Below are 21,596 nucleotides of genomic sequence, written 5' to 3'. Positions count from 1 at the left end.
CGGCGACCGGGTGAGCTTCGTGGCCCGCTACTTTCCCATCACCTCGCACTTCAATGCCGAACGCGCGGCGCGAGCAGTCGAAGCTGCAGCCCAGCAAGGCGGCTTCGAGGCGATGTATCAGCGGATGTACGAGACGCAGGCGCAGTGGGGTGAGCAGCAGGTTCCCCAGGACGAGCTGTTTCGCAGTTTCGCAGTCGAGCAGGGACTGGACATGAGCGCCTTCGATGCCGCCTACACCGACCCTGCGACACTCGACCGCATCGAAGCCGACGTCGCGGACGGGATAGCGCTCGGCGTGCAAGGCACCCCGACCTTCTTCCTCAACGGCACCAAAATCGAGCCCACCACCTACGGAGACCTCGCCGATGCCCTCGACGCTGCACTCGGCTGACCCCACGGCTGCCACCGGACCCCGTCAGCGCGGGCCTTTCGATCGGAGCCTGCCCTGGGTTCTGCTGGTGGGAGGGCTGATCGGACTGACCGCCGCATTCGTACTCACGGCGGAAAAGTTTGCTCTTGCCCTCGATCCTGCCTACGCCCCGACATGCAGCATCAACCCGGTACTCAACTGCGGATCGGTGATGAACACCGATCAGGCGTCGGTGTTCGGATTCCCCAATTCCCTCCTCGGGATCGCAGGCTTCGCCGTCGTGGCAGCAGTAGGTGCCGGCCTTGTCTCCGGTGCTGTGTTCGCGCAGTGGTTCTGGGGTGCACTGCAGGTCGGTGTCACTGCCGCCGCAGTTTTCGTACTCTGGCTGATCGGACAGAGCCTCTACGAGATCGGCACCCTGTGCCCGTACTGTATGGCAGTGTGGGCAGTCACCGTCCCGATATTCTGGTACGTCACCTTGCGGAACCTTCACCGCGCCGGGTCCACACCCGCTCTCCGGCAGTGGTCCGACGCTGTGCTCGGCAATCACTCCATCCCGCTGACCGTGTGGTTTCTCGCCCTGATCACCCTGATCGCACAACGCTTCTGGCCGTACTGGTCCACGCTGCTATGACCCGCCACGAACCGTCGGCCCCTCTGCCGCGCTCTGAAAAGAGAAGGTCGGGCCGATGACGCGCGGCTGGTCGATTGTCATGCTCATAGTTGTTGTCGCATCGATCGTCGCACTGTGGCCCCGGTCCAGCGCCGACGATCGAGCATCCGTCACGAACACCATCGTGCCGGTCGGACCCACACCGTCCAGCCCGCCCCACCCCGGCACCGCCACCGCCACCGCGGACCCAGCAATGTCGCCGTGCCCGGTTCCGGTGCCCGGACGCCGCGGACCACTTGCCGGGGTGACGGCGAGCTGCATCGGCGACGACGCCGAAGTCGACCTCGCCGACGCTCTGGGCGGTGAGATGACTCTGATCAATCTCTGGGACTCCTGGTGCGCCCCGTGCCGCACAGAAATGCCTGTACTCGACAGCTACGCCGCCGAACCCGACGCGATCCGGGTCGTCGGAATCGACGTCGAGGACCGACCCGAGGATGCGGCCGCGCTGCTCACGGAACTAGGCATTCGGTACCCCAACTACATCGACGACGGCGACGTCCAGAACGCGCTGTCGGCTCCACCGGTTCTGCCCCTGAGCTTCCTCCTCACACCGGGCGGGGACATCGTGCGTCTGACCGACCCCACGGTGTTCGAGACAACGGATCAGATCCGCACTGCAGTAAAGGATTTCACCTCATGAGACGTCGCCGAGATACGTGGGTACGTACACGCCACCAGGTCTCGATGCCTGCCGCGGCACTAGCATCGATCCTTGCCATCGTAGTGGTGAGCTCCGGATGCTCCGTCGGTGCCGACGCCGCCTCGACCGGCGGTAGCTTCGACTTCGTAGCACCCGGTGGCCAAACCGACATTTTTTACGATCCGCCCGAAACACGGGGAATCATCGGCGAACTCGCAGGTCCCGACCTGATGGAGGAGGGCAGAAACACCGCTCTGTCGGACTACGACGGTGAGGTAGTGGTGATCAATCTCTGGGGTCAATGGTGTGGCCCCTGCCGCGGCGAAGCCGACGACCTCGAAGAGGTCTACGAATCCACCCGCCAGCGCGGTGTGCAGTTCCTCGGCATCAATGTTCGAGATCCGCAGAAGGACAAGGCGCAGGACTTCGTCGTCGACAACAACGTCTCCTACCCCTCGATCTACGACCCCTCGATGCGGACGCTGATCGCACTCGGCGGGAATTACCCGACCAGCGTGATTCCCTCGACGCTGGTACTCGATCGCCAGCATCGAGTGGCGGCGGTCTTCATGCGCGCCCTGCTCACCGAAGACCTCCTTCCCGTCGTCGAACGGATAGCGGCCGAATGACCCTTCTCGCCCAAGACATCGGGTCGACATTTCAGAACGCCGCATCGAGCGGCCCTTTGGTGCTGGCGATCGGTGCATGCATGCTCGCCGGACTGGTCTCGTTCGCTTCCCCATGCGTCGTGCCGCTGGTTCCGGGTTACCTGTCCTACCTGGCGGGCATCGCCGGTGCCGATGCCCGATCGCTCGAAACCCCGAACAGCACAGCGCCCTCGGCGCCGCTGGCACGCCGGTGGCGTGTGGCCGGCGCCGCGTCGTTGTTCGTCGCCGGATTCACGATCGTCTTCGTCCTCGCCACAGCCTCGATCTTCGGAGTCATCGGCACACTGCGCATCAACGAGCAAGTACTCCAACGCATCGGCGGCGTCATCACCATCATCATGGGTGCGGCCTTCATCGGGTTGATTCCCACCCTTCAACGCGACACCCGATTCGCACCCCAACAGATCTCCTCGCTCGCGGGCGCACCGCTACTCGGTGGTGTGTTCGCTCTCGGTTGGACACCATGTTTGGGTCCGACTCTGGCAGGAGTGATCTCCGTTGCGGCAGGCACCGAAGGTGCAACCGCAGCGCGCGGGGTCACTCTCATCGTCGCCTACTGTCTGGGACTGGGCCTGCCGTTCGTCGTCCTTGCGTTCGGCTCGAGTTCGGCGATGCGCAGCGTCGGGTGGCTTCGGAGGAACTCCCAGAAGATCAAGACAGCGGGCGGCATCATCATGATCGCCGTCGGCGTCGCGCTCCTGACAGGCGCATGGGGGCTGTTCATCGCCTGGATACGCAACGAATTCGTCACTGCCGTCGTGTTGCCTATCTGAGGTAAGTGTGGAGTGTCGCCAACCCCCGTTTGCGAAGTTCGGGTGCCCGAACTATTTTCAGGGTCGCATTGATCTATCTGACCGTGATCTGACTGTCGGTGCCGCAGGCCTGCCGGCCCGAAACGCGTCCGATGGTCGTCGGGTGCCCGAGAGTACGGTCCCGCCCTGCACGACAACTTCACCCTCGCACGGGTAGAACGAGACGCGCTCGCGATCGTTTGAAAGGCGGGTAGTGCAGTCCACTTCTGAAACAATGCAGTCGTCTTCTGAAACTGACACATGCAATCGTCGGTGAACTCGACGCCAAAGGCGCGCGTCTGATCTACGGTGGGCAGGTCTACAACCCCGGCGATCCAATCAGCAGGATGTTCTTCACCGTCCTCGGCGCTATGGCCGAGTTCGAGGCCGATCTGACCCGTGCTCGCACCCGCGAGGGAGTCGCGATCGCCAAGACGGAAGGCCGAATGACCGGCCGCAAGCCCAAACTTACTGCGCTGCAACATGAACGCATCCTCGAAGACTACGAGTCCGGTAAATACGGTGCTGCTGCGCTCATGGATCTCTACGGGTTGAGCCGGTCGGCTGTCTACGCCGCGCTTGTTCGCGCCCGCCAGCATCGCGATTCCCCACCCCCCCGCGCCACGACGACCAGGAGTTGACCCCGATGACCACCCCCGCGGATCGCTACGCCACAGACTGGCTCGCCAAAGCCCAGTTCGCCCGGACCTGCAATGAGTCGGGTGAACCCTGGCCCGCGTGGTCGATGGGTGAACTCCTCGCGGTGGCCGTCATTCTGCAAGACATGCGAAAGCTCGCCGACCTCGACTACACCGAAGTCGATGCCTTGGAACGTCTTCGATACGACATCGATTTGCCTGATCTCAATACCGCGGCGCAGTGGTTCGAGGATCTCCGCGCCCGGTTGTGAGCAACCAAGTACCCCATCCGGCCACGAAGGCCCCGGCAGTGCGGACACACCGCCGGGGCCGGTCGATCACAGAACGGACCTGCGATCATGACTCACGCTAATACCCCTGACCTCGACGCCACCAGCGAGGACACTCTCGACATCCACCCGCGCGTGCTGACCGGCGCCCTGATCACCGGCCTGGCCATCGCCATAATTGTCGGCGCAGCCTCGTTCAAACTGTCCTTCTCCACCCTGCTCGACCTCGCCGTCATGGCCGGCATCCACCCCGCCGACGCCTGGGTCATCCCCGTCGCCCTCGACGGACCGATCCTCGCCGCCGCCGTCATCCGGATCGCCCTCTCCCAGCACACTGACGCCGCCACCAAACGAGGCCGGCGACTCGTCGTGGCAGTTCTGACCGTCTCGGCGATCCTGTCCATCGCAGGCAACGCCTACCACGCCGTGTTGACCGCTACAGTCCTCAACGCCGCCGTCGCAGCAGCAATAGCAGCATTAGCGCCCGCGATGGTCCTGACGATGAGCGAGATCGTCGCCGTCGTCCTACGTGCACCCCGCCGCCGCCGGACCACGACCAAGATCGACACTGCCGGTACCCGCGACGACATCACCGCACCAGCTCGGGACGACGTCCCGACTGACCGCGCGGATGTCGAGAACAGCAGCGCCGGAACGGTTTCGGGAATCGACAGGATTGACGAAGACCTCGACAACGGCCTGCTCAAGCCCGCCGTGTGGACCAGCGTCGACCTGTACCTTGCGCACCCTGACTGGTCGCTGAGCGACATCGCACGCCACCTCGATCTCCACACCTCCACAGTCTCCCGGCACATCAAGACTTGGACCCAGGTGCAGCAGAAGATCGCCAACGAGCGCAGCACCGTCCCGTCGACCGGCCACCAGCAGACCCTGGCCCCTGCGCATGCCGACCAGAACGTCGACGTCCAAGATGCAGACGCGGAGTATCGGTCCGACGAGGATTACGCACCGGCGGTTATCGACCGGGACTACGTGGGTGCGAGCCGATGACCCAAGAGCGAGCGGTCAAGACCCGCGCAGCCCTGATAGCAGGAGCTGCAAGGGAATTCGCCAACTACGGCTATGCCGCATCGTCGGTCAACCGCATTCTCGACACCACCGGGTGCACCAAAGGTGCAATGTACTTTCATTTCGCGTCGAAGCAGGAACTCGCCGAAGCCGTGCTGGATGCCGCCGCGACCGTCTACTCCACCATCGCGACGCGATGGGCCACCGAGGTCGACGTCCATCCTCTCGATGCCATCGCAGGGCTCGTCGATGACGCAGCGACAGCTTTCAGCGACGAACCTGCATTGCGCGCCGAGGCCAGGCTGAGTCTGGAGCCGGAATTTATCGACCGACGCCCGACACTGGCATGGGAAGAGGCCGCGGTTCAACTCGCGGCAGAAGCAGACGAATTGGAGTGCTTACGCAACGGTTTCACGGCTGAGAAGTTCGGGCGTGTACTGGCGGTGTCGCTGGCGGGTCACCGCTTGCTAGCTCACATCGTCCCGGTTGGGGTCACGGCATCGGTCCGAAGCGGATACACCGAGTCCCTCGATACTGTTGTCGCCGCCGCAGCCACTAAGACCGCGCCGACACGTCATCTCGTGTATGCGCGAGAACAATTGTCTAGCTCACTTGACTAGAAAGTGTCCAATCGGCTAGACTAGAGTCATGGTTACCGAGCAGCCAACGCGGAAAGTGGTCAAGGCCCTCAAGGCGGCCGGGTTCACCTCGGTACGTACGGTGGGATCGCACAGTACGTGGGTCTCGGCCGATGGTGCAGTGAAAGTGACTGTGCCCGATGGGCACCGGACGATCTCGCCCGGCGTCTACCGCAAGATCCTCGCAGCGATGAAGGAGGCCCAGCAGTGAGCAAGACCTATACGGTGTCGGTGACCAGGGACGGCAAGTGGTGGATGATCGCTGTCCCCGAACTCGACGCTCTCACCCAGGCCCGTCGCGTCGACGATGTTCCGACCGCGGCGAAAGAACTGATCGCCCTCGAAACCGGTGTCGCCCTCGCCGACGTCGAGATCGACCAGCACATCGAGCTCGAACCCGGGGGAGAGGATCTGGCGGTCCGTATCGCCGAGATCGCGACCCAACGAGCACGCCTGGCCGAGGATGAAGCCCGCGTCAGAGCGAGCACCGAGGCCTTCGCGAAGAAACTTGCCGATGCCCAGGTGCCCGTCCGCGACATCGGAGCGCTTCTCGGAGTGACGTTTCAGCGAGCCAGTCAGCTCGTCAACAATTGAGCCTCGAAGCTGGGGGCCGTCGACCGGGCCGTCGGGTGACCGAAATGCGACGTGCCCCGACCGTCGCCGACACTCCTGTGCGGCTCCTGCCTGGTGAATCGGATCGACGACTGCATATCGACACGGTTCAGGACGCCACGGACACCAGCGGCTAGCTGCCGGACGCCGGAGCGTGGGCGAGCTTGAGATCGACGTCGATCCAGCGTGCGACCTCGGCGGCGACGGTCGTCGGAATGTCGTACGAGTCGAACGCCTTGTAGAGCCGGTGCACGACATCTGCAGGCAGGGTTCTGAGGCGCTTCTCTTTGAGGAGGAGCGTCCTTTTTCCCCGCCCCATCAGGTAGCCCAGTTCCAGTGAGACGTTGGGATTGAAGTCACGCTCGTCGATGTCCTCGAAGACGGCGATTCCGTACTTGCATCCAGTCAGATAGACCTCGACGTTGGTCCACAATTCGCTCGTGTAGTCGCGGTCGCTGGCTCGGACGGCGTTCATCCCTTTCGCTGCGAGTGTGTCTTTGATGGTCTTGAAGACTTCTTCGAGCTGAGGTGAGTTATTGAATCGCATCATGACGAACACGTTCCGGTCGTACGAAGGATGATCGGCCAGGAAGGTCTTGAGGTGCTCGTCGAGGTGCCGAACGTGGGAGGTGTCGCCGAGCTGCGCGAATGTCATGGATCTTGAAACCTCTTCTGCGTGGTGAGCTGCGGCCTGCGTGATGGCGTCAACGGAAGGTGGGTTACCGGGTAGATCGACCTGGAGGCCGATGTTCCAGTCGTATTCGTTTTGGAGCATGTCTAGGAACGCAACGGAATCAGGGACCGTTTCGTCGTCGTGGTGCAACCAGAAACGTGAAGGCGTGCCAGCGCCACCTGTACGTGCAAACGCGAGGACTTTCTTGTCGACGTCACGTAGGAAGGCGATCGAGCACGGCCGAAAGATGAGCGAATGCGTCGACCGAAAACCTCGTGCGGTGAGCTCTACGGCCACGGCATCGGCGAATTGGTCCAGTAGCCGCTTCGCAATGGCCATTTCGTCATCGTCCATGTTCGAATAGACGTTGTGCATCCCAGGGTCGGGCAGTGGCATTCGGACCTCTTTCGGCGTCGGGACGTCCTCACCGGCAGCGTAGTCGCGGCACCGGACAGCAATCGGTTTTCGCGGCTGCTGCGGGGGATACTGCCTTCATGGCCGATGACCGCAGTTTCGTTTCTGATTCCGACCACGGGCAGGCAGGGTGGGTGACCCTACCGAGCGGACAGCGCGCCTACCGCTACGAAGACTCGGACGACCTGATCTGCGACACGGGAACCGCACCCGATGCCGCTGCGTCGAACTAGATATGGACCCCATCGAACGCGCATCCATCATCGACGAGGGCTATGACCCCGACGACCCAACCGTGCGCGATGCCCTGGACGACGTGGTGCGGATCCTCGCCGACCACCGCCACCTCACCGGCGATCCCGAACTCTCACTCGAACACGTCCTCGACGCCGCGAGAGCGTACGAGCTGCATCCAGAAGAGACGCACGCAGGTAGTTCGACATCGAACATGTGTTCGCATAGATTGGGATGACTGATCCGTTCGGCGAAAGGCGCATCTCATGGCCGGTATCGCCAACGCCGCGCCCGACCTGGCCGGGCTCGACAAGGCCGCCCAGCTCGCAGCACTGCGCCGACAGATGGCCTCCATCCCGGGGCGTCGCGACCACGCGCCCACGGAACTGCCCGACCCGATTGCGCCCGTACCGGAGTCGGTAGCGGAGACGGTCCCAACAGAAGCCGCGATTGCCGAGCCGCTCACGGCCACGCTGCGGGCACGGAGCTTGCGAACCATTCTGACGCCCACACCACTGTCGGAATTGCTGCCACACGGCGCGCTGGCCCGCGGAACGGCGTTGTCCATCACCGGGGCAGGCTCGATTCTCGTCGGCCTCGTCGCGGCAGCCAGTGCGGCCGGCCATCACGTCGCGCTGATCGGCCAACCGAAATTCGGGCTTCTTGCTGTCCACGAGCAGGGTGGAGATCTGTCGAAGATCGCACTGATAGATCCCGGCCAAGCAGACCCATTGGATGCCGCAAGCATTTGCGTCGACGGTGTCGATCTGGTCGTGACCACCGTGCACGACCGCGACGTGCCACCTACCCGGGCGAGGGCAATACTCGCCCGGACACGTACGCACGCTGGGATTTTCGCGATCACCGATGGGCGCATGCCAGGTCTGGACCTGACGATCACTTCTCGTCCCGTCGGATACGGCGGCATCGAGCAGGGGAGGGGGCGGTTGCGGTCGGTCACCATCGAAACGACGGTTCATGGGCGCGGGATATCGCAGCGCACCGGTCGCTACACCCTCACGGCCCCATCGTTCGGGGATCGCCGACTGCGCTGGGAGCCGGTGGCCGAAGACGCCGCCGTCGATCTCGGGACGGATCGGTTGGCGGCGGCGCAATGACCGAGCTCTACGAGAACTGGCCCACCGCGTTCGAGCCGCCCACGCGCCGCATCGTCGACCCACCGATGCCGGTCCTGGTCGATGTCTCCCTGACGGTCGCCGGGGCGGCTGGGGGCTCGTTCCGTGACGGTACCCCGCTTAAGGTCCGCGCCGAAGGTCTCGCGATGGACATCAAGGTCCAGGGGACGTTGCATGCCTGGGCCAAAACATCACGTGGACAGTGGATATGCAGCTTGAGCTACAGAATTCCGACGGGGAACAGCATGGGTTTCCTTCAGGTCGACCGGCAATGGTGCCCGGCGGACGCAGCTGTGCCTCTCAGGTGAGAAGGCTGCGATGACGAAGAATCGTCAACATATCTTGACGGAACTATAGCGTCAAGATATGTTGACGCTATGGAATCGGAGAAAGTTCTCACTGCACCCGAGTTGACCGCGCTGTACGACGAGTACAAGGCAGCTCTGCTCGATATCGAACTGGCGGAGACGCTGCGGGAGAGCGGGAACAAGGACGCTGCGACGTGGGAGGCGAATTCCGAGCAGCGTATGGCCGATGCGGTCTCCGATATCGATGCGCTCGAGATCAACGCATTCTTGGCCTCGACCATGATCGCCGATCGGTACGCGATCATCGGGCGTCTCCGCAGCCAGGAGCGCCCGGTGCCCTGGTCGAAGATCGGCGAGATCCTCGGTATGAGCAAGCAGGCCGCGCAGCAGTGGTACGGCACCTACAATCTGCGTCCCCGGACGCAGAATCCCACCAGGCACGAGTAGGCGCGGGGCAGCCTCGGTGAGGTGAGTGCGGAGGCCAGCGCGGCGGCCTGCCGATGTCGAAGCCGCTGACGTCGTCAAAACCCTTTCGGCGCCCGTCGCAGTAGCGGAGTTTTCGACATTGGAGCGGCGTTCGGGCTTCATCGAAAAGCGTTGCAGCCCTTGACTTTACAGCGCAACGCTGTATAGTTGGGGTATGGGAGAAACCGAGAAGAATCTGACCGCCGTCACCTCCGAGTTTGGCGATGGCCGACCTGATCGCGGCGTGGGAGTGTCCGTCCGCAGCAACGACATCGAAGTTGGGTATCTGCACGCGACGGGTATCGAAGAGCATGCCCCGATGGACTGGACTCCACTCGCGGCGGTTCAGTTGCTCGCCGAGCACGGCTACCAGGTGGTCGGGGAATGGGCGGACATCGACGAGACCGGCGGCGACGACCCGACCTGGCAATTCGCCATCACCCGATCCGGCATTGTCGCAACGGACTTCGGTGATGTCGTCGCAGTCGAGTGCAGCCCCGATGACGCAGTCAATGTGCTGTTCGCCATCGAATGCGACCCCGACTGCCCGCAGTGCTACGGACACTGACCGACCGGCTGGACTCGAATGGACGAGGCACCGGGCAGCTGATATCTGCCCGGTGCCTCACCACTGATCACACCACACCAGGGGAGAACGCAGACCAATGACCACCACTGCATCCGCACCGTCATCCGCATACACCCTCGTCGAGGCCGACCCGAACGAACTCGACATCGCCGAGAACGTCCGCGACGGCGTGGCCATCACCGACGACCCAGACTTCATCGCCTCCATCGCCGCACTCGGCGTGCGGCAGGCCGTCTCGGCGGTCCGCCGCGCAGACGGCACCCTTGCCGTTCGCGACGGGCAGCGCCGCACCCTCGCCGCCCGAGAGGCAGGTCTTTCCTCGATCCCGGTGATGGTGCGCGAGCAAAGTGCCGATGAGAAGGCTGAAGGCATCGATCGGATCACCGAGCAGGTCAATTGCAACGATCAGCGCGAACCCCTCACCAGGGGCCAGCGGGCTGCCGCCGTCGCAGACCTGCTCGATATGGAGTTGAGCGTGCAGAAGGTCGCGACAGCGCTGCATGTACCCAAGGCGTACGTCGAAAAGGCCGGTCGGGCAGGACGGTCCGAACGCGCCCGCAGCCAGCTCGACGACCGTCAGCTCACGCTCGAAGCGGCCGCGCTGCTCGCGGACCTCGAGGACGCCGCCGAGGCCGAGCCGTGGATCACCGACACCATCGACTCGATCTTCGAGCGCGGATTCGGCGTCGAGTACCACCTCAACAATCTGCAGCGCCGTGTCGCCGAGCGCGCTGCTACCAGCGCCGCTGCTGCGGACTACACCGCACGCGGATTCGCCTTGCTCCACGACGAACCGTCCACCGGCACGGGGGACTGGTTCTCCGTCGCGGACCTGCGCACCGCCGACGGCGAACCCATCGCAGCCGACGCCCCTGAGCAGGCACCGCACCTGTGGCACGTCTACGTCTACGAGGCCGGATCGACCTGGGTGGACAAGAAGACCCGCGAGGAGGTCGACGAAGACGACATCGACTTCGACACCGTCGACGAGGATGACGACGTAGAGCCGTTCGACGGGCAGCTGCACGCCAACACGGTCGAGAAGATCCCCGCCTGGCGCTACGAGTTCTTTCTCCATCACGACAACCGTGCTGCGGCCGGCCTCGAACTGGCACCCGAGCGGATCGCCACCGCCAACGGCGCATCCGATGCTGGCGATCCGCAGGACGGGCTGACTCCCGCTCAACGACAAGCTGCTCGCGCAGAGGCCGAACGAGTCGAGAAGGAGCGGGCAGAACGCCGGAAGGTCAAAGCGCTCAACCGGGCCGGGGCGACCGCCACCGAGTCCCGGCGCACGTTCCTCACCGGCCTCCTGTCGGGCAATACCGCCCCGAAGAACGCCACCAAATGGATCGTGACCGCCCTGGCCACCCACGGTGACGTGTTCACCGAATCCAAAACACATCAGCGCTACGCCGACATCATGGGCTCACCACTGAGCGATGCCCCGCAGAAAGCCGACAACGGCACCGTCGCACGCGCCGAAGTACTGCTCCTGGCCCGCGTGCTCACCGCGTTCGAGGCCCGACTCACCGGCCCCCAGGACTCCAAGGACTACTGGCGGTTCTCCTCCAAGCACTACCGCGGAATGGTCGGCATCGACAGCTACCTGACCTTCCTCGCCGACAGCGGACACACCCTGACGCCCGTAGAGCAGGCCGCGATCGGCAACATCACCATCGACGCAGCCCACGCCGCCGTCGCCGACGAGGAAGCCTGACAATCCAGGCGAAAGAGGGCCCCGACCATCATCCGATGGCCGGGGCCCGTCTCATTCGTCAAGATATGTTGACGATCAGGTTCGTAGTGTCAGCGGAACGGTGTGTCCGAACGCTGCACTTTGTGCGATGCAGCGACGTACCCGTAGCGGTACAGCATCGACCGCGCGGCCAGATAGTTCTCGTACTGGTACGGCCCCCGGACCGACGCAGAGTTCGGTCACGGCGTCCGCCGGTAGTTCGATCTTCCGGTAGGGGACGAGACCTGCTGCCCCGGCCTTGAAGTCCGGATCGTTGGTTTCGGCGCGTTGGTGACCGAAACCCGGCTCCACATAACGCCATTCGGCCTCCTCGGAGAAGCCTGTGTGTTTCACGCTGGCGGCACGAAGAGCCAGTCGCTGAACGGCTTTGTTCACCGCCAACTTAGTGGGCTTGCCTGAGCGCACCTCGGTCTGGGCCTGTGCGATGAACAGGTGGAAGGCGTCGAGTAGACGGTCCTCGATGGTGTCGGTGACGTAGGTGACCTTTTGCAATCCGAGCCCTCCTACTCGCTCGGAAGTGGTGCTGCGAGGGAACAACGCCGGGTCGAAGCCGATAGCAAAGCCGCCAGTGCCTTGGCCGTAGGCGCGCCACTGGCTAAGTGAGTCCGGTTCGGTCGAGAACGAGACGGTCGAACAGTGAATGTAGTCCGGGTACGTCTGGTCGATGACCTCCTGAATCGCGCGGGCGACCTCCTGCAGGAAGGTTTTGGCTGCGGGAGTGTTGTCGAAGGCCCCCCGGATACCCAGCTCTACCAAACCGTCCTTCACCAGGCCCAGCCCCAAGGTCAGTTCGCGTCGGTCGTTGAGAAACTGAGCTGCGGAGGCGTGGAGTATCGGCTTGTACGTCTCGGACCGGGGCACCCCCTCGTCTGCTTTCCTGTCCACGTTGGCGAGGATGCCGAGAAGGCCGGCGGTGGTCGTGTAGTGCCACAGCGTCGACGTGGGGAACTCAGGAACCTCTATCTCACTCCGGCCTGCTGGCTCAACGGACCCCACGGTGTGCGCCCTTCCTTCTCCGCGTCCAACCTCGAAGCCGTGACGACAGTGTCATGGACGCAGGTCGGTCCGTGAGCCGCGTCCAGGACGGCCCGCGATCCACTGCTCGATCTCCTCGGTCGAATACAGCGGTTCCCTGCCTACACGGCGGGTCGGTTTCGGGGCTTGACCGCGTGCGACGTAAGCGCGCCACGTCGAGGCCGCGATCGTCTTACCGGTCGTGCTCTCGATCAAGGCCAGTACATCGGGAAGTGAGAGTTCCTCGGCCATCACGGCTCGACTGGGGACGGGTGTATCTCGATAGCGAACATACCCGGACTCTACAGCCGAGCGCTGTAATAAATCCATCGAACACCTTGACTATACAGCGAAGCGCTGTATAGTTGGGGTATGGCCTCGACCACCCGAAAGCGGCTGGCAGGCAGAGCTGTTCACGTCCTGATTCCTCGTACACCCCGAGCTTGCACCCCGATCCGAAAGGCCGTCATGACACAGGTCCTCGACACTCCGGAGCGCTTCACGCCCGAACCGATGCCGCCCGCCGTGATCCCCGCCCTGCGAGCGATCAGCGACAGGCTCGACCCGGACGACTTCCCGATGTTTCGCCTCGACGGTGACTACATCGTCTACGACGGTCACGACACCGGACGCATGGCTCTCGTCGAGGTTCCCGGCGACGGGCTCTACGTGCGATACGACCGACGCAGACACCGCCGAGCTACTGCCACCACACCGGCGACCGCGAGCTGGATCCCGGTGTCGGACTGGCCGATCACCGGGACCGACCCCGTCGGAATCGCACGCACGATGTGGCGTCTGACCGTCGAGGACGTCACCTAAACGCTCGACACCTACGCCGCCGCATTTCCTCTCGCCTCGACCTTTGGAGTGCCCATGACCACCACCCTCGCCGCGCCCACCACCGACACCCACCGCAGCCTCACAGGACTTGGGATGAAACTCGTCTCGCTCGACCCGCAATTCGACGGCACCATCGTCGAGATCCTCGAATACCACCCCGCCCCCGCAGGCCGAGTCGAGGTCACGGCCATCATCGACTCACCCGGTGCCTGGTACAGCGGCACCTATCCCGTCGTCGTCGACGCACGCCATGTGCGCCTGCTGCTGACCGTGCAGTCCATGCCCCGACCGAACGCAAGCCTGCGGTGATGGCCGAGACCACAGGGCAGATCGACATCTTCGAGATGTTCGCCGAGGTCGCCGCAGACGACCAAGCCCGACACGAGAAAATCCACGGGGTACCGAGCCTGTTCGCCAGCACCACCAGAGGACCGGCCGCGCGCCTCGCCGAATTCCACGCCTGGCAAAGCACGTGGGGAAACTTCGACAGCTACCGCACCTCCCACGCCCTCATCCCCGGAACCTGCGAACCATCACAGCCCACCGCCACCTGCCAGCCCACCTCCCTCTGGGCCGGTCTGCACTGTTCCTGCACCTGGACGCTGCGTGAGAAGACCTGTCACTGCGTCGGCGGCAACCTCCACCGCGCCGCGTGCACCGGCTGCGACTGGGAAGGGGAGAACCGCGCCGACAGCGACGAGGCAGTGTGCGATGCCCTCGATCACGCTCACCCCGGCTGGCTCGACGACCTCGCAATCGAGATCCCCGATCGGCCCCACGAGAAAACCGCCCGGTGGTCCACGAAAGTCACCGCCATGATCGGTGACCGCCCGCAGGGCTGGCCGGTCATCACCCGCCGAGCAGAGGGCCACGTCGGCAACCGCTGCGTGCCGGACCGTTCGCCGTGGGGTGGCTACGACGTCGCCGCTGCCGTCGCACGCGCACACCTGGACCGTCAACACCGATCCACACACCTCAAAACCACGCCCACGAAAGGCTCACGATGAACACACCGGATTCGCTCGCACCCCAGCACCCGGAGGGTGCCGACGTGTTCTTCGGCATGATCGCCGCCGTTGCGCCCTACCTCGCCTGGGGGGTGGGAGTGTTCGGAATCGTCGCGATCGTGGCGGGGATTGCGCAGCTGCACCAGCACTCCCTCCGCGGTGAGCCTGCAGGTCCAGCGGTGGGCACGATCGGCGGGGGACTGTTCATGACGATCGCCGGACCCGTGTTCGGCACGATCATCGGCCGAACCGTAGATACCGGCCCCGGCGCCGAGGAATCGGCCGCTACTGCTGCCCAGCCGCCGACCACCGCGCCAGCCGATGTGGCGCGCGAGATGACGGAGTCGACCCCCACGGACTGGACACCACTGATCTGGATCGGCGGCGGCGCAGCAGCACTGGCACTGACCGCATACCTGATCACCCGCACCCGCAGTCACATCATCGACCGCAGGACAGCGCAACGCACACTCGACACCGACTTCGCCGCAGCGCAGGCCATCTACGACGACGTCGCCGCCGCATACGCCGCATACATCGCCGACCCGTACGCCATCTTCACCCGCCCACTGCTCGACGATCTCAGTGAACCCCGCACCGCCGCGTTCATCGACGCATTCGCCGATGCCACTGCCCTACGTCCCCTCACCTGCCCGGACAGCAGCGACCGCGTGCAGGCCTTCGCTTCAGCCGCCCATGCCGCTCGCAGCGCCTGGGACAGCGCCGACACCCATGCCCGCACCATCGGCATGGGCGTGAGCAGCGAAGACGACACGCGCATCGTGCGCCGCATCCGCAGCGCCCTGAACCTCGCGCTCGACGACTCGGCTACCGGACAGGAACGCGACACCGCGTTGCAGACCGTCGAACGTCTCGCGGCCGGCCTCATCACCATCCCCGACCGCATCTACACCCGAGCCAAGACCGCCATAGAAACCACCACACGCAAGCAACTCACCCACTGAACGAGGAAACCGGGCTGGTCCGGCCGAGAGTGCGACGTCGGACCAGCCCGGCACAATCGACAATCCCCAGGCCGCCGCCGGGTGAAAACACGATGCCAGACACGACAGATCGCGGAACGAGTGCACTGAGCACCGCTACCGCGCGGAGCGGGCGACCACGCTCCTCGATGCGAGAGAGGACAACGGTATGGAATTGACCGAGATCATTCCGTTCGTCGCCATCGTGGCACTGATGGCGACCGCAGTCACCGGGTACGTCTACATCCAAAACCCCACGAACGCAACGCTGTACACCGTCAGCACCAGATTGGTGGTGATCTCCGTCGTGCTCTGCGCCGTAGCTGTTCTCACCCACCGTGATCTTGACGCGGTGTGGCAGATTGTCCTCGTCATCGGCGTCGTGGTCATGGCCCACATCGTGCGCCGCCTCATGATCTACACACGCGAGGACTACGTAGCCCGCAAGCCCGGCTTCCTCGATTCGATCGCCGATGACGATGCATCCGACCACCGCGAACACTAAGCCGCAGGCTCGAAGCGAACACGCTCGCCGCGCCAGCTCTCGTAGCCACTGTCGGACCCACATGGCACCATCGCTGTCACTACGACGCCATTCCCCGGGGGGAACCATCACATGAACATCATCTCCGCACGTATGCGGCGAAACCGAGAGCGCCAGCACTTACTGGCGCACAGGTCCCACGACAACTACGCCGCCTACAGGAGCGCCGAACTTGCTTACCACGCTCAACTGGCCAGACTCCGCAGTCTGGGGTTGGCGTTGTTCACGATCGGAGGCAGTGCGAGCGTCCTGCTCGGCATCTTCACCGAGTACACCCCTGCCATGGTCATCGGACTAGGACTCACGGGGGCCGCTCTGGTGGTCTTCTTTGCCGAGATCCGCGAGCGGGGCCGCGACCGCGCCCAGGAACGCATTACCGAAACCGTCGGTCTCACGCTGGACAACCACGAATAAGCCCACCGCTGACCGACCGCGGGCGTTGCCCAACTGAAGGAGTCACTTCTCATGGATCGATATCTCGACATTGTCAGCACCGTCGCCTTCCTGTTCGCGGCTGTCAACATCGTTGCCGCGATGTACTTCCACTACCGCTACACCGTCGGCCCGTCCTCGACGAAGAACTTCCGCAACGCACAATTCCACTGGGTCGCCAGCACAGCCTTCGCGATTCTCGCCGTGAACACCGACCGGTCAATGTCGACACCCGTAGCCCTCGTCCTCACCATCGCGATGGCACTCGCTCTCACAGTCCCACTGATCTATCTGCGCCGGATCCGTGCCACCCGCTACCCGACCTTCCTCGAGCAGATCGACGCCGACGACATCATCGACCGCGCCCGCAACGGCCACACCCACGACTGACCACCACAAACACACACATCGGGGGAGAGAAGAAACATGCTCATCACAGCCGGACTACTGATCGTCATGGCCGCAGGCATCGGCAGCATCGCACTCCGCGACAAAACCAAGCCCAGACTCGCCGACCTCGCATTCGTGCTCATGATCGCCGGGGTCCTCGTGCTCAACATCGGCCTGTGGACCACCCTCGACGACACCAACAACCTCGCCCAATGGTTCGCCAAAATCCTCGTCGCCGCAGCAACACTCGTCATCATCCCCGTCGCAATCCACGCGCTACGCACCAGCCGCCGCCGCGAAACCGCCGAACAGGAAACCCGATGAACATCCTCACCTCGTACCGCGACCACACCAGACTTCGCCGCCAACTCCGCAGCGACTACACCGACGACACCGTCCAGCAATACATGGCCGCCGCAGACACCCACAACCAACTCCGCATCACCCTCCGCACCATCAGTGCATACGCACTCGGACTGATCGCAGTCATCGCCGCCGCCTACAACGTCCTCCGAAGTTTCAGCGGCGACGGCAACCACATCAGCATCATCGAACTTGCCTTCCCGTTTCTCGCCCTCGCATACTCCTGGACCCTGCACCGCACCAACAAGGGCCTCGACGCGAAATACACCACAGAGACCATCGAACACGTCAACAACGCCAAGTACCTCAACGAACTGATCAACCGCGAACGCCGCTGACACGTATCAGCGCTACCGGGCGGGACCGGTCCACCCCCGCATGACCGCCTCCGATCCGTCCTGCTGTACCCACACTGCGCCGCCGTAGAGCACCAGCTCCGGCGGCGCAGTGCGTTCCGAAGAAAGATCGAAGTAGAACCCCACATCATCTCGAAATCATCGATGACCCCAGGCCGCACGGACTTGCTCGCGTACCTGCTCACGGTCCTCACTCGGGTGCGGTGTGATCGACGCCGCGCCAACCGTCTTCGATAGTTCGGCATCGCGGCGACCCACAGGGACACCTGTCAGGCGTCGCGAGATTCGACTGACTTCACTCTTCGGAATGCCAGTACGGTCTGCAATCGCCCTCACCGACACGCCCTCCGCCCAAGCGCGTAGACCGCTTGTTGCTTGACCTGGCCGAACACGTCACTCGCGATCGCCGCAGCGCGGCGGGCGCGCTCCACAGCTTCCCCCGCAGAGTGTCCGTAGCCAACAACGAATTCGGACTGAAGCGGCCCGCGATCCTCACGTTCGCGCTGCGTCAGCGAATCATGCCAATCGATTACATCGAGGTACGTCTCTCTGACAACTGGAACCCTCGTGCAGCTTGGTTGGATCTGGAGCCGGGCGGGGAACGGCCATTAACGCAGCAATAAAGGGACGACGAAGGCCGGTTGGGAATAGCTATTAAATTCCGCTACAGGACGACGACTGCCCTTTATTTGAATCTGGAAAACCCATGTGGGACAAAGTAAAACGCGAATTTATTGGCAAATATTACCCTGGCATAAAGGCTGCTATTGACATAGAATGGAAGTCAATAGAGCAATTCCGTGAAGGAGAGAGCTATGCCCACTACCGTCGCCGCCGCCTGGCACTTCGTAACTGAGTTCCCGCGGTGAAACCGCTCCGTTCAGTCCCTACGCCCGGCGACGACGACAATGCTCGCGCGGACCTCGCACCCGTCGAATCGGTGTCCGAGGTCCAGGCCGTCATCGCGCACGAGCGTGTTTACGACCCCGCGACCGACCCCGAAGCCCTGCTGCTGTGTGCATTGATGTGGAGCGCTCAGACCGGGGGAGTGCCCACCGAGGATCAACGCATTGCCGAGACCATGACCGCCGACGACTTCGACGACGTCCTCTACCGGCGGGTGTTCACCGTCGCCGCCGACCTCGTCGCGGCCGGCGACCCCTACGACCCGGCGAGTGTCACCGCAGTGTTCATTCGGTCCGGATCCGGCGGTGCCAAGGACGCGCCCCTGCGACGCCGTCTGAATGAAGTCATCACCGCAGGGGCATCCGGTGCCGCCGCCACTCACTACGCAGACATCGTGCTCTCCCAGGCGTACCGCCGCAGCTATCGAACCGTGGCAGCGTCCATCGTCCAGGCCGCTGAAGAGCTACCGGAGGAATACCTGTTCGATCATCTTGTCGAGTACGGGCGCGCTCAACGCGCACTGTGGCAAAGGCTCAACGCCTTTCGAGGAAAGCAGTGACTGCGACCGATAAGGCCACCGGCACGGTCCGGACGGATCGACCCGTGTCGAATCAAACGTCAAGATATGTTGACGTGCGGTCGGGTACTACGTCGACGCGGACACCGGGCAGGCCCGTGCTGCGCCCACCGTTCGCTTACTACGGCGGAAAGACGCGCCTGGCTTCAGCGATCGCCGCAGCGTTGCCCGACCACACCCAGTACGTCGAACCGTATGCAGGATCGCTCGCGGTGCTGTTCGCCAAGGCCCCGGCTCGGTTGGAGACGATCAACGACCTCGACGGCGACATCGTCCATTTCTGGCGGATCCTGCGTGAGCGACCCGACGACCTGGTGCGGGCCTGCGCGCTGACCCCGCACTCACGCATCGAGCGGACCGCCGCGCTACAGCGCCCCGAGGATCTCGACGATATCGAACGGGCCCGCCGGATCTGGGTGTGCCTGACCGCCGGTCGCACCGGAACCCTGCGCAACACCGGATGGCGACACGACACCTCCGACTCCGCGTCGACGTCGATGCCGCGTCGCCTTGCCGGGTACGTCGCACGCATCGACGCTCTCGCCGCTCGGTTGCGCAGCGTCTCACTCGAACACCGTGACGCACTCGAGGTGATCGAGGCTTACGGCACCGGACGCCGGACCGTCATCTATGCCGACCCGCCCTACGTCGGCGAAGTCCGGACACGCAACTACCGCACCGAAATGACCAGCGCAACAGACCATCACGCTCTCGCCGAACGACTGCACGCCTGCCAGGCGAGCGTGGTTCTCTCCGGATACGCCAGCGAGCTCTACGACCGGAAGCTCTACCGCGACTGGTACCGCACAGAATTGCGCTCACACACCAGCCAGAGCGGAACCTGGGAGCACCGCACCGAAGTGCTGTGGTCCAACCGACCGCTGCGCATCGATGCGCTCGACGACTCGGACCCGGCATGTAACGGAACTCCGAGCACGAGCGCGGAATGTAACGAAACCCGCTGCCAGGCGGCCGACTGCGCGAGAGTGCTCACTCAACCCGCGACCGGACGCCCGAGACGCTTCTGCTCGCCCGCCTGCCGAGTCCGCGCCCACCGACACACCACCACCACACGGAAAGAGACCCGCCACACATGAGAGCACCGAACGAAACCGGCGACCGCTTCGCCGCCATCGCCGAGAAGATCGCAGTCCTCGAACACGCACTCACCGGGCTGTCCAACGATGTGTCCGCGTGGCCCGACACCGACCACGGGCTGCGGTGCGAACCAGTCGACGGCACCGGGGAGTCGAGCAGCGGGGATCCGGACGCACTCGCTGCCACCGCCGCCGCCCACGTCCAGTCAGCCCGCGAGGCGCTACGTCGTCTCGACGGTGCGGTATCTACGGCCTGGGCAGCCTCGGCGCGGCTCTACCTCGCAGACCCGGCCGAGCAGCGATGACCGCCGAGACGGTGCGGACGGTCGACGACGAGCCTGCCGCGCCGTGCAGCCTCGACCCCGCGTCGTGGGACCTGGACGCCTCGACGGTCGAGGTACTGAAGGCGTCGGTTCGGGTGTGCCGGTTCGAGTGCCCACTGCTGACCGCGTGCCGATCCGCACTCGCGGCCGGCGCAGTCAGACCCGCATCGATGGTGCTCGCCGGGATCGCATTCGACTACAACGGTGACCGGGTCGACCTCGACAGCCCCCGCACCCGCACCGGACCCCGCAACGAACGAGACACCCGCGGCGTCGACACCCACGGACGCCGCTACAACGGACACACCGGACGTTGGGAATCACCCACCCGATCACCGGCTACGGTGCGACGCTCTGCCTGACCACCCCACCACTGGGTAACGGTTTTGTGTTACACAACCACAGGTTTTGTAGTACACTACTAGGTATGGGGATCAAGTGGACACAAAGCGCAGACAAGCACGAAGTTGACCGCGCGGATGCCCTGAACGCGATACACAACGCTTACTACGTCGAGGATGAGTTCGATGATTCCCGTGTTCCAGGGCAGGTGAAACCGACGTTGTACATCGGCCCGCCGCTCAGGCCGGGGGGACCGCTCCTCGAAGTGATGGTCAATATCATCCCGCCGTCGGACGTCGTCATCTTCCACGTCATGGAAGCACAGGAGAGGAATCTCGAGCGCATGGACGACTGAACGATTCGTGCATCTGCTTTCTGCTCCACTACCCAGCTCCATATACCCAGAGGTGAACATCATGAACAGCACCAACAAGGCCGACAAGCCCGACACCAGCACCACCAGGCGGGACGACGACCAGACCCGCGCAA

General features: G+C 63.9%; 35 protein-coding genes. 32 read left to right on the top strand and 3 right to left on the bottom strand.

Features of this window, described 5'->3' with window-relative positions:
• The 11 genes from A2J03_RS12000 to A2J03_RS11950 form a co-directional block, all read left to right on the top strand.
• A partial coding sequence (locus tag A2J03_RS12000; protein WP_156516169.1) for a DsbA family protein occupies window positions 1-391 on the top strand: 391 nt, incomplete at its 5' end.
• On the top strand, window positions 366-1,004 hold the full coding sequence (locus A2J03_RS11995) for a vitamin K epoxide reductase family protein (protein ID WP_068373892.1): 639 nt from the start codon (window positions 366-368) through the stop codon (window positions 1,002-1,004). The genes A2J03_RS12000 and A2J03_RS11995, both read left to right, overlap by 26 nt.
• Before the next feature lie 55 nt (window positions 1,005-1,059).
• Window positions 1,060-1,686: a TlpA family protein disulfide reductase gene (locus A2J03_RS11990; RefSeq protein ID WP_068373890.1), complete on the top strand. Its 627-nt coding sequence runs from the start codon at window positions 1,060-1,062 to the stop codon at window positions 1,684-1,686.
• Window positions 1,687-1,730: 44 nt separating this feature from the next.
• A complete protein-coding gene (locus A2J03_RS11985; protein WP_068049643.1) occupies window positions 1,731-2,315 on the top strand; it encodes a TlpA disulfide reductase family protein in 585 nt (194 codons plus the stop codon).
• Complete coding sequence (locus tag A2J03_RS11980; RefSeq protein ID WP_068049642.1) at window positions 2,312-3,127, top strand: cytochrome c biogenesis CcdA family protein; 816 nt, start codon at window positions 2,312-2,314, stop codon at window positions 3,125-3,127. The genes A2J03_RS11985 and A2J03_RS11980 overlap by 4 nt, the downstream gene beginning before the upstream one ends.
• Before the next feature lie 245 nt (window positions 3,128-3,372).
• Window positions 3,373-3,786, top strand: coding sequence for a recombinase family protein (locus A2J03_RS11975; protein WP_082897782.1), 414 nt, complete (start codon window positions 3,373-3,375; stop codon window positions 3,784-3,786).
• A 5-nt stretch (window positions 3,787-3,791) separates the two neighbouring features.
• Complete coding sequence (locus tag A2J03_RS11970; protein WP_068373884.1) at window positions 3,792-4,055, top strand: hypothetical protein; 264 nt, start codon at window positions 3,792-3,794, stop codon at window positions 4,053-4,055.
• A gap of 87 nt (window positions 4,056-4,142) precedes the next feature.
• Window positions 4,143-5,084, top strand: coding sequence for a DUF2637 domain-containing protein (locus A2J03_RS11965; protein ID WP_068373880.1), 942 nt, complete (start codon window positions 4,143-4,145; stop codon window positions 5,082-5,084).
• Entirely contained in the window at window positions 5,081-5,722 is a 642-nt protein-coding gene (locus A2J03_RS11960) for a TetR family transcriptional regulator (RefSeq protein WP_068373879.1), read from the top strand. Before A2J03_RS11965 ends, A2J03_RS11960 begins: the two co-directional genes overlap by 4 nt.
• Window positions 5,723-5,750: 28 nt before the next feature.
• Window positions 5,751-5,951 (top strand): type II toxin-antitoxin system HicA family toxin, encoded by a 201-nt coding sequence (locus A2J03_RS11955; RefSeq protein WP_008720157.1) that lies wholly within the window; start codon window positions 5,751-5,753, stop codon window positions 5,949-5,951.
• Entirely contained in the window at window positions 5,948-6,334 is a 387-nt protein-coding gene (locus A2J03_RS11950; RefSeq protein ID WP_082897781.1) for a HicB family toxin-antitoxin system, read from the top strand. The genes A2J03_RS11955 and A2J03_RS11950 overlap by 4 nt, the downstream gene beginning before the upstream one ends.
• 151 nt (window positions 6,335-6,485) lie before the next feature.
• Here A2J03_RS11950 and A2J03_RS11945 read toward each other — a convergent pair whose 3' ends face one another.
• Window positions 6,486-7,421 carry a hypothetical protein gene (locus tag A2J03_RS11945; RefSeq protein WP_156520342.1) on the bottom strand — a complete coding sequence of 312 codons (936 nt, stop codon included), beginning with the start codon at window positions 7,419-7,421 and terminating at the stop codon, window positions 6,486-6,488.
• A gap of 98 nt (window positions 7,422-7,519) precedes the next feature.
• Here A2J03_RS11945 and A2J03_RS30525 point away from each other — a divergent pair, with 98 nt between their 5' ends.
• The 7 genes from A2J03_RS30525 to A2J03_RS11910 all read left to right on the top strand — a co-directional run bounded on the left by A2J03_RS30525 (window position 7,520) and on the right by A2J03_RS11910 (window position 11,891).
• Entirely contained in the window at window positions 7,520-7,672 is a 153-nt protein-coding gene (locus A2J03_RS30525; RefSeq protein ID WP_156520341.1) for a hypothetical protein, read from the top strand.
• A 2-nt stretch (window positions 7,673-7,674) separates the two neighbouring features.
• A complete protein-coding gene (locus A2J03_RS11935) occupies window positions 7,675-7,911 on the top strand; it encodes a hypothetical protein (protein ID WP_068373872.1) in 237 nt (78 codons plus the stop codon).
• 28 nt (window positions 7,912-7,939) lie between these two features.
• Window positions 7,940-8,791: a hypothetical protein gene (locus A2J03_RS11930; protein WP_068373865.1), complete on the top strand. Its 852-nt coding sequence runs from the start codon at window positions 7,940-7,942 to the stop codon at window positions 8,789-8,791.
• Entirely contained in the window at window positions 8,788-9,117 is a 330-nt protein-coding gene (locus A2J03_RS11925) for a hypothetical protein (RefSeq protein ID WP_068373862.1), read from the top strand. The genes A2J03_RS11930 and A2J03_RS11925 overlap by 4 nt, the downstream gene beginning before the upstream one ends.
• 69 nt (window positions 9,118-9,186) lie before the next feature.
• Window positions 9,187-9,564, top strand: a complete 378-nt coding sequence (locus A2J03_RS11920; protein WP_068373859.1) for a hypothetical protein — start codon at window positions 9,187-9,189, stop codon at window positions 9,562-9,564.
• A gap of 193 nt (window positions 9,565-9,757) precedes the next feature.
• Window positions 9,758-10,150: a hypothetical protein gene (locus tag A2J03_RS11915; RefSeq protein ID WP_068373857.1), complete on the top strand. Its 393-nt coding sequence runs from the start codon at window positions 9,758-9,760 to the stop codon at window positions 10,148-10,150.
• Window positions 10,151-10,247: 97 nt separating this feature from the next.
• Window positions 10,248-11,891, top strand: coding sequence for a ParB/RepB/Spo0J family partition protein (locus A2J03_RS11910; RefSeq protein ID WP_068373854.1), 1,644 nt, complete (start codon window positions 10,248-10,250; stop codon window positions 11,889-11,891).
• 75 nt (window positions 11,892-11,966) lie between these two features.
• Here the strand turns inward: A2J03_RS11910 and A2J03_RS11905 are convergent, their stop codons facing one another.
• Window positions 11,967-12,926 carry a DUF2971 domain-containing protein gene (locus tag A2J03_RS11905; RefSeq protein ID WP_068373850.1) on the bottom strand — a complete coding sequence of 320 codons (960 nt, stop codon included), beginning with the start codon at window positions 12,924-12,926 and terminating at the stop codon, window positions 11,967-11,969.
• Between the two features lie 51 nt (window positions 12,927-12,977).
• Window positions 12,978-13,274 carry a helix-turn-helix transcriptional regulator gene (locus A2J03_RS11900; protein ID WP_331712371.1) on the bottom strand — a complete coding sequence of 99 codons (297 nt, stop codon included), beginning with the start codon at window positions 13,272-13,274 and terminating at the stop codon, window positions 12,978-12,980.
• A gap of 42 nt (window positions 13,275-13,316) precedes the next feature.
• Here A2J03_RS11900 and A2J03_RS11895 point away from each other — a divergent pair, with 42 nt between their 5' ends.
• From A2J03_RS11895 to A2J03_RS11825, 14 genes are all read left to right on the top strand, one after another.
• Window positions 13,317-13,766, top strand: a complete 450-nt coding sequence (locus A2J03_RS11895; RefSeq protein ID WP_156520340.1) for a hypothetical protein — start codon at window positions 13,317-13,319, stop codon at window positions 13,764-13,766.
• Between the two features lie 54 nt (window positions 13,767-13,820).
• A complete protein-coding gene (locus A2J03_RS11890; RefSeq protein WP_068373841.1) occupies window positions 13,821-14,096 on the top strand; it encodes a hypothetical protein in 276 nt (91 codons plus the stop codon).
• Complete coding sequence (locus tag A2J03_RS11885; RefSeq protein ID WP_068373838.1) at window positions 14,096-14,794, top strand: DUF6349 family protein; 699 nt, start codon at window positions 14,096-14,098, stop codon at window positions 14,792-14,794. The genes A2J03_RS11890 and A2J03_RS11885 overlap by 1 nt, the downstream gene beginning before the upstream one ends.
• The gene (locus A2J03_RS11880; RefSeq protein ID WP_068373835.1) at window positions 14,791-15,759 is read left to right on the top strand and encodes a hypothetical protein; all 969 of its coding nucleotides are present in this window, start codon (window positions 14,791-14,793) and stop codon (window positions 15,757-15,759) included. Before A2J03_RS11885 ends, A2J03_RS11880 begins: the two co-directional genes overlap by 4 nt.
• A 187-nt stretch (window positions 15,760-15,946) precedes the next feature.
• Window positions 15,947-16,282, top strand: coding sequence for a hypothetical protein (locus A2J03_RS11875; protein WP_068373834.1), 336 nt, complete (start codon window positions 15,947-15,949; stop codon window positions 16,280-16,282).
• Between the two features lie 111 nt (window positions 16,283-16,393).
• Window positions 16,394-16,735 carry a hypothetical protein gene (locus A2J03_RS11870; protein WP_068373833.1) on the top strand — a complete coding sequence of 114 codons (342 nt, stop codon included), beginning with the start codon at window positions 16,394-16,396 and terminating at the stop codon, window positions 16,733-16,735.
• 51 nt (window positions 16,736-16,786) lie between these two features.
• Window positions 16,787-17,143 carry a hypothetical protein gene (locus A2J03_RS11865; protein ID WP_068373831.1) on the top strand — a complete coding sequence of 119 codons (357 nt, stop codon included), beginning with the start codon at window positions 16,787-16,789 and terminating at the stop codon, window positions 17,141-17,143.
• Between the two features lie 36 nt (window positions 17,144-17,179).
• On the top strand, window positions 17,180-17,467 hold the full coding sequence (locus A2J03_RS11860) for a hypothetical protein (RefSeq protein ID WP_068373828.1): 288 nt from the start codon (window positions 17,180-17,182) through the stop codon (window positions 17,465-17,467).
• Window positions 17,464-17,844, top strand: a complete 381-nt coding sequence (locus tag A2J03_RS11855) for a hypothetical protein (protein ID WP_068373827.1) — start codon at window positions 17,464-17,466, stop codon at window positions 17,842-17,844. Before A2J03_RS11860 ends, A2J03_RS11855 begins: the two co-directional genes overlap by 4 nt.
• Before the next feature lie 883 nt (window positions 17,845-18,727).
• Complete coding sequence (locus A2J03_RS11845; RefSeq protein WP_082897780.1) at window positions 18,728-19,327, top strand: DnaB-like helicase N-terminal domain-containing protein; 600 nt, start codon at window positions 18,728-18,730, stop codon at window positions 19,325-19,327.
• Between the two features lie 74 nt (window positions 19,328-19,401).
• Window positions 19,402-20,442, top strand: coding sequence for a DNA adenine methylase (locus A2J03_RS11840; RefSeq protein ID WP_231912492.1), 1,041 nt, complete (start codon window positions 19,402-19,404; stop codon window positions 20,440-20,442).
• Window positions 20,439-20,747, top strand: a complete 309-nt coding sequence (locus A2J03_RS11835; RefSeq protein ID WP_068373821.1) for a hypothetical protein — start codon at window positions 20,439-20,441, stop codon at window positions 20,745-20,747. The genes A2J03_RS11840 and A2J03_RS11835 overlap by 4 nt, the downstream gene beginning before the upstream one ends.
• Window positions 20,744-21,127: a hypothetical protein gene (locus A2J03_RS11830; RefSeq protein ID WP_068373820.1), complete on the top strand. Its 384-nt coding sequence runs from the start codon at window positions 20,744-20,746 to the stop codon at window positions 21,125-21,127. Before A2J03_RS11835 ends, A2J03_RS11830 begins: the two co-directional genes overlap by 4 nt.
• Before the next feature lie 65 nt (window positions 21,128-21,192).
• A complete protein-coding gene (locus A2J03_RS11825) occupies window positions 21,193-21,462 on the top strand; it encodes a hypothetical protein (protein ID WP_068373819.1) in 270 nt (89 codons plus the stop codon).
• The last annotated feature ends 134 nt before the right edge of the window (window positions 21,463-21,596 follow it).

The sequence above is a fragment of the Rhodococcus sp. EPR-157 genome (genome assembly GCF_001647195.1).
GTDB lineage: Bacteria > Actinomycetota > Actinomycetes > Mycobacteriales > Mycobacteriaceae > Rhodococcoides.
The sequence above is the reverse complement of the archived record's forward strand: the minus strand, read 5'-3'. Positions and strand labels throughout refer to the sequence as shown.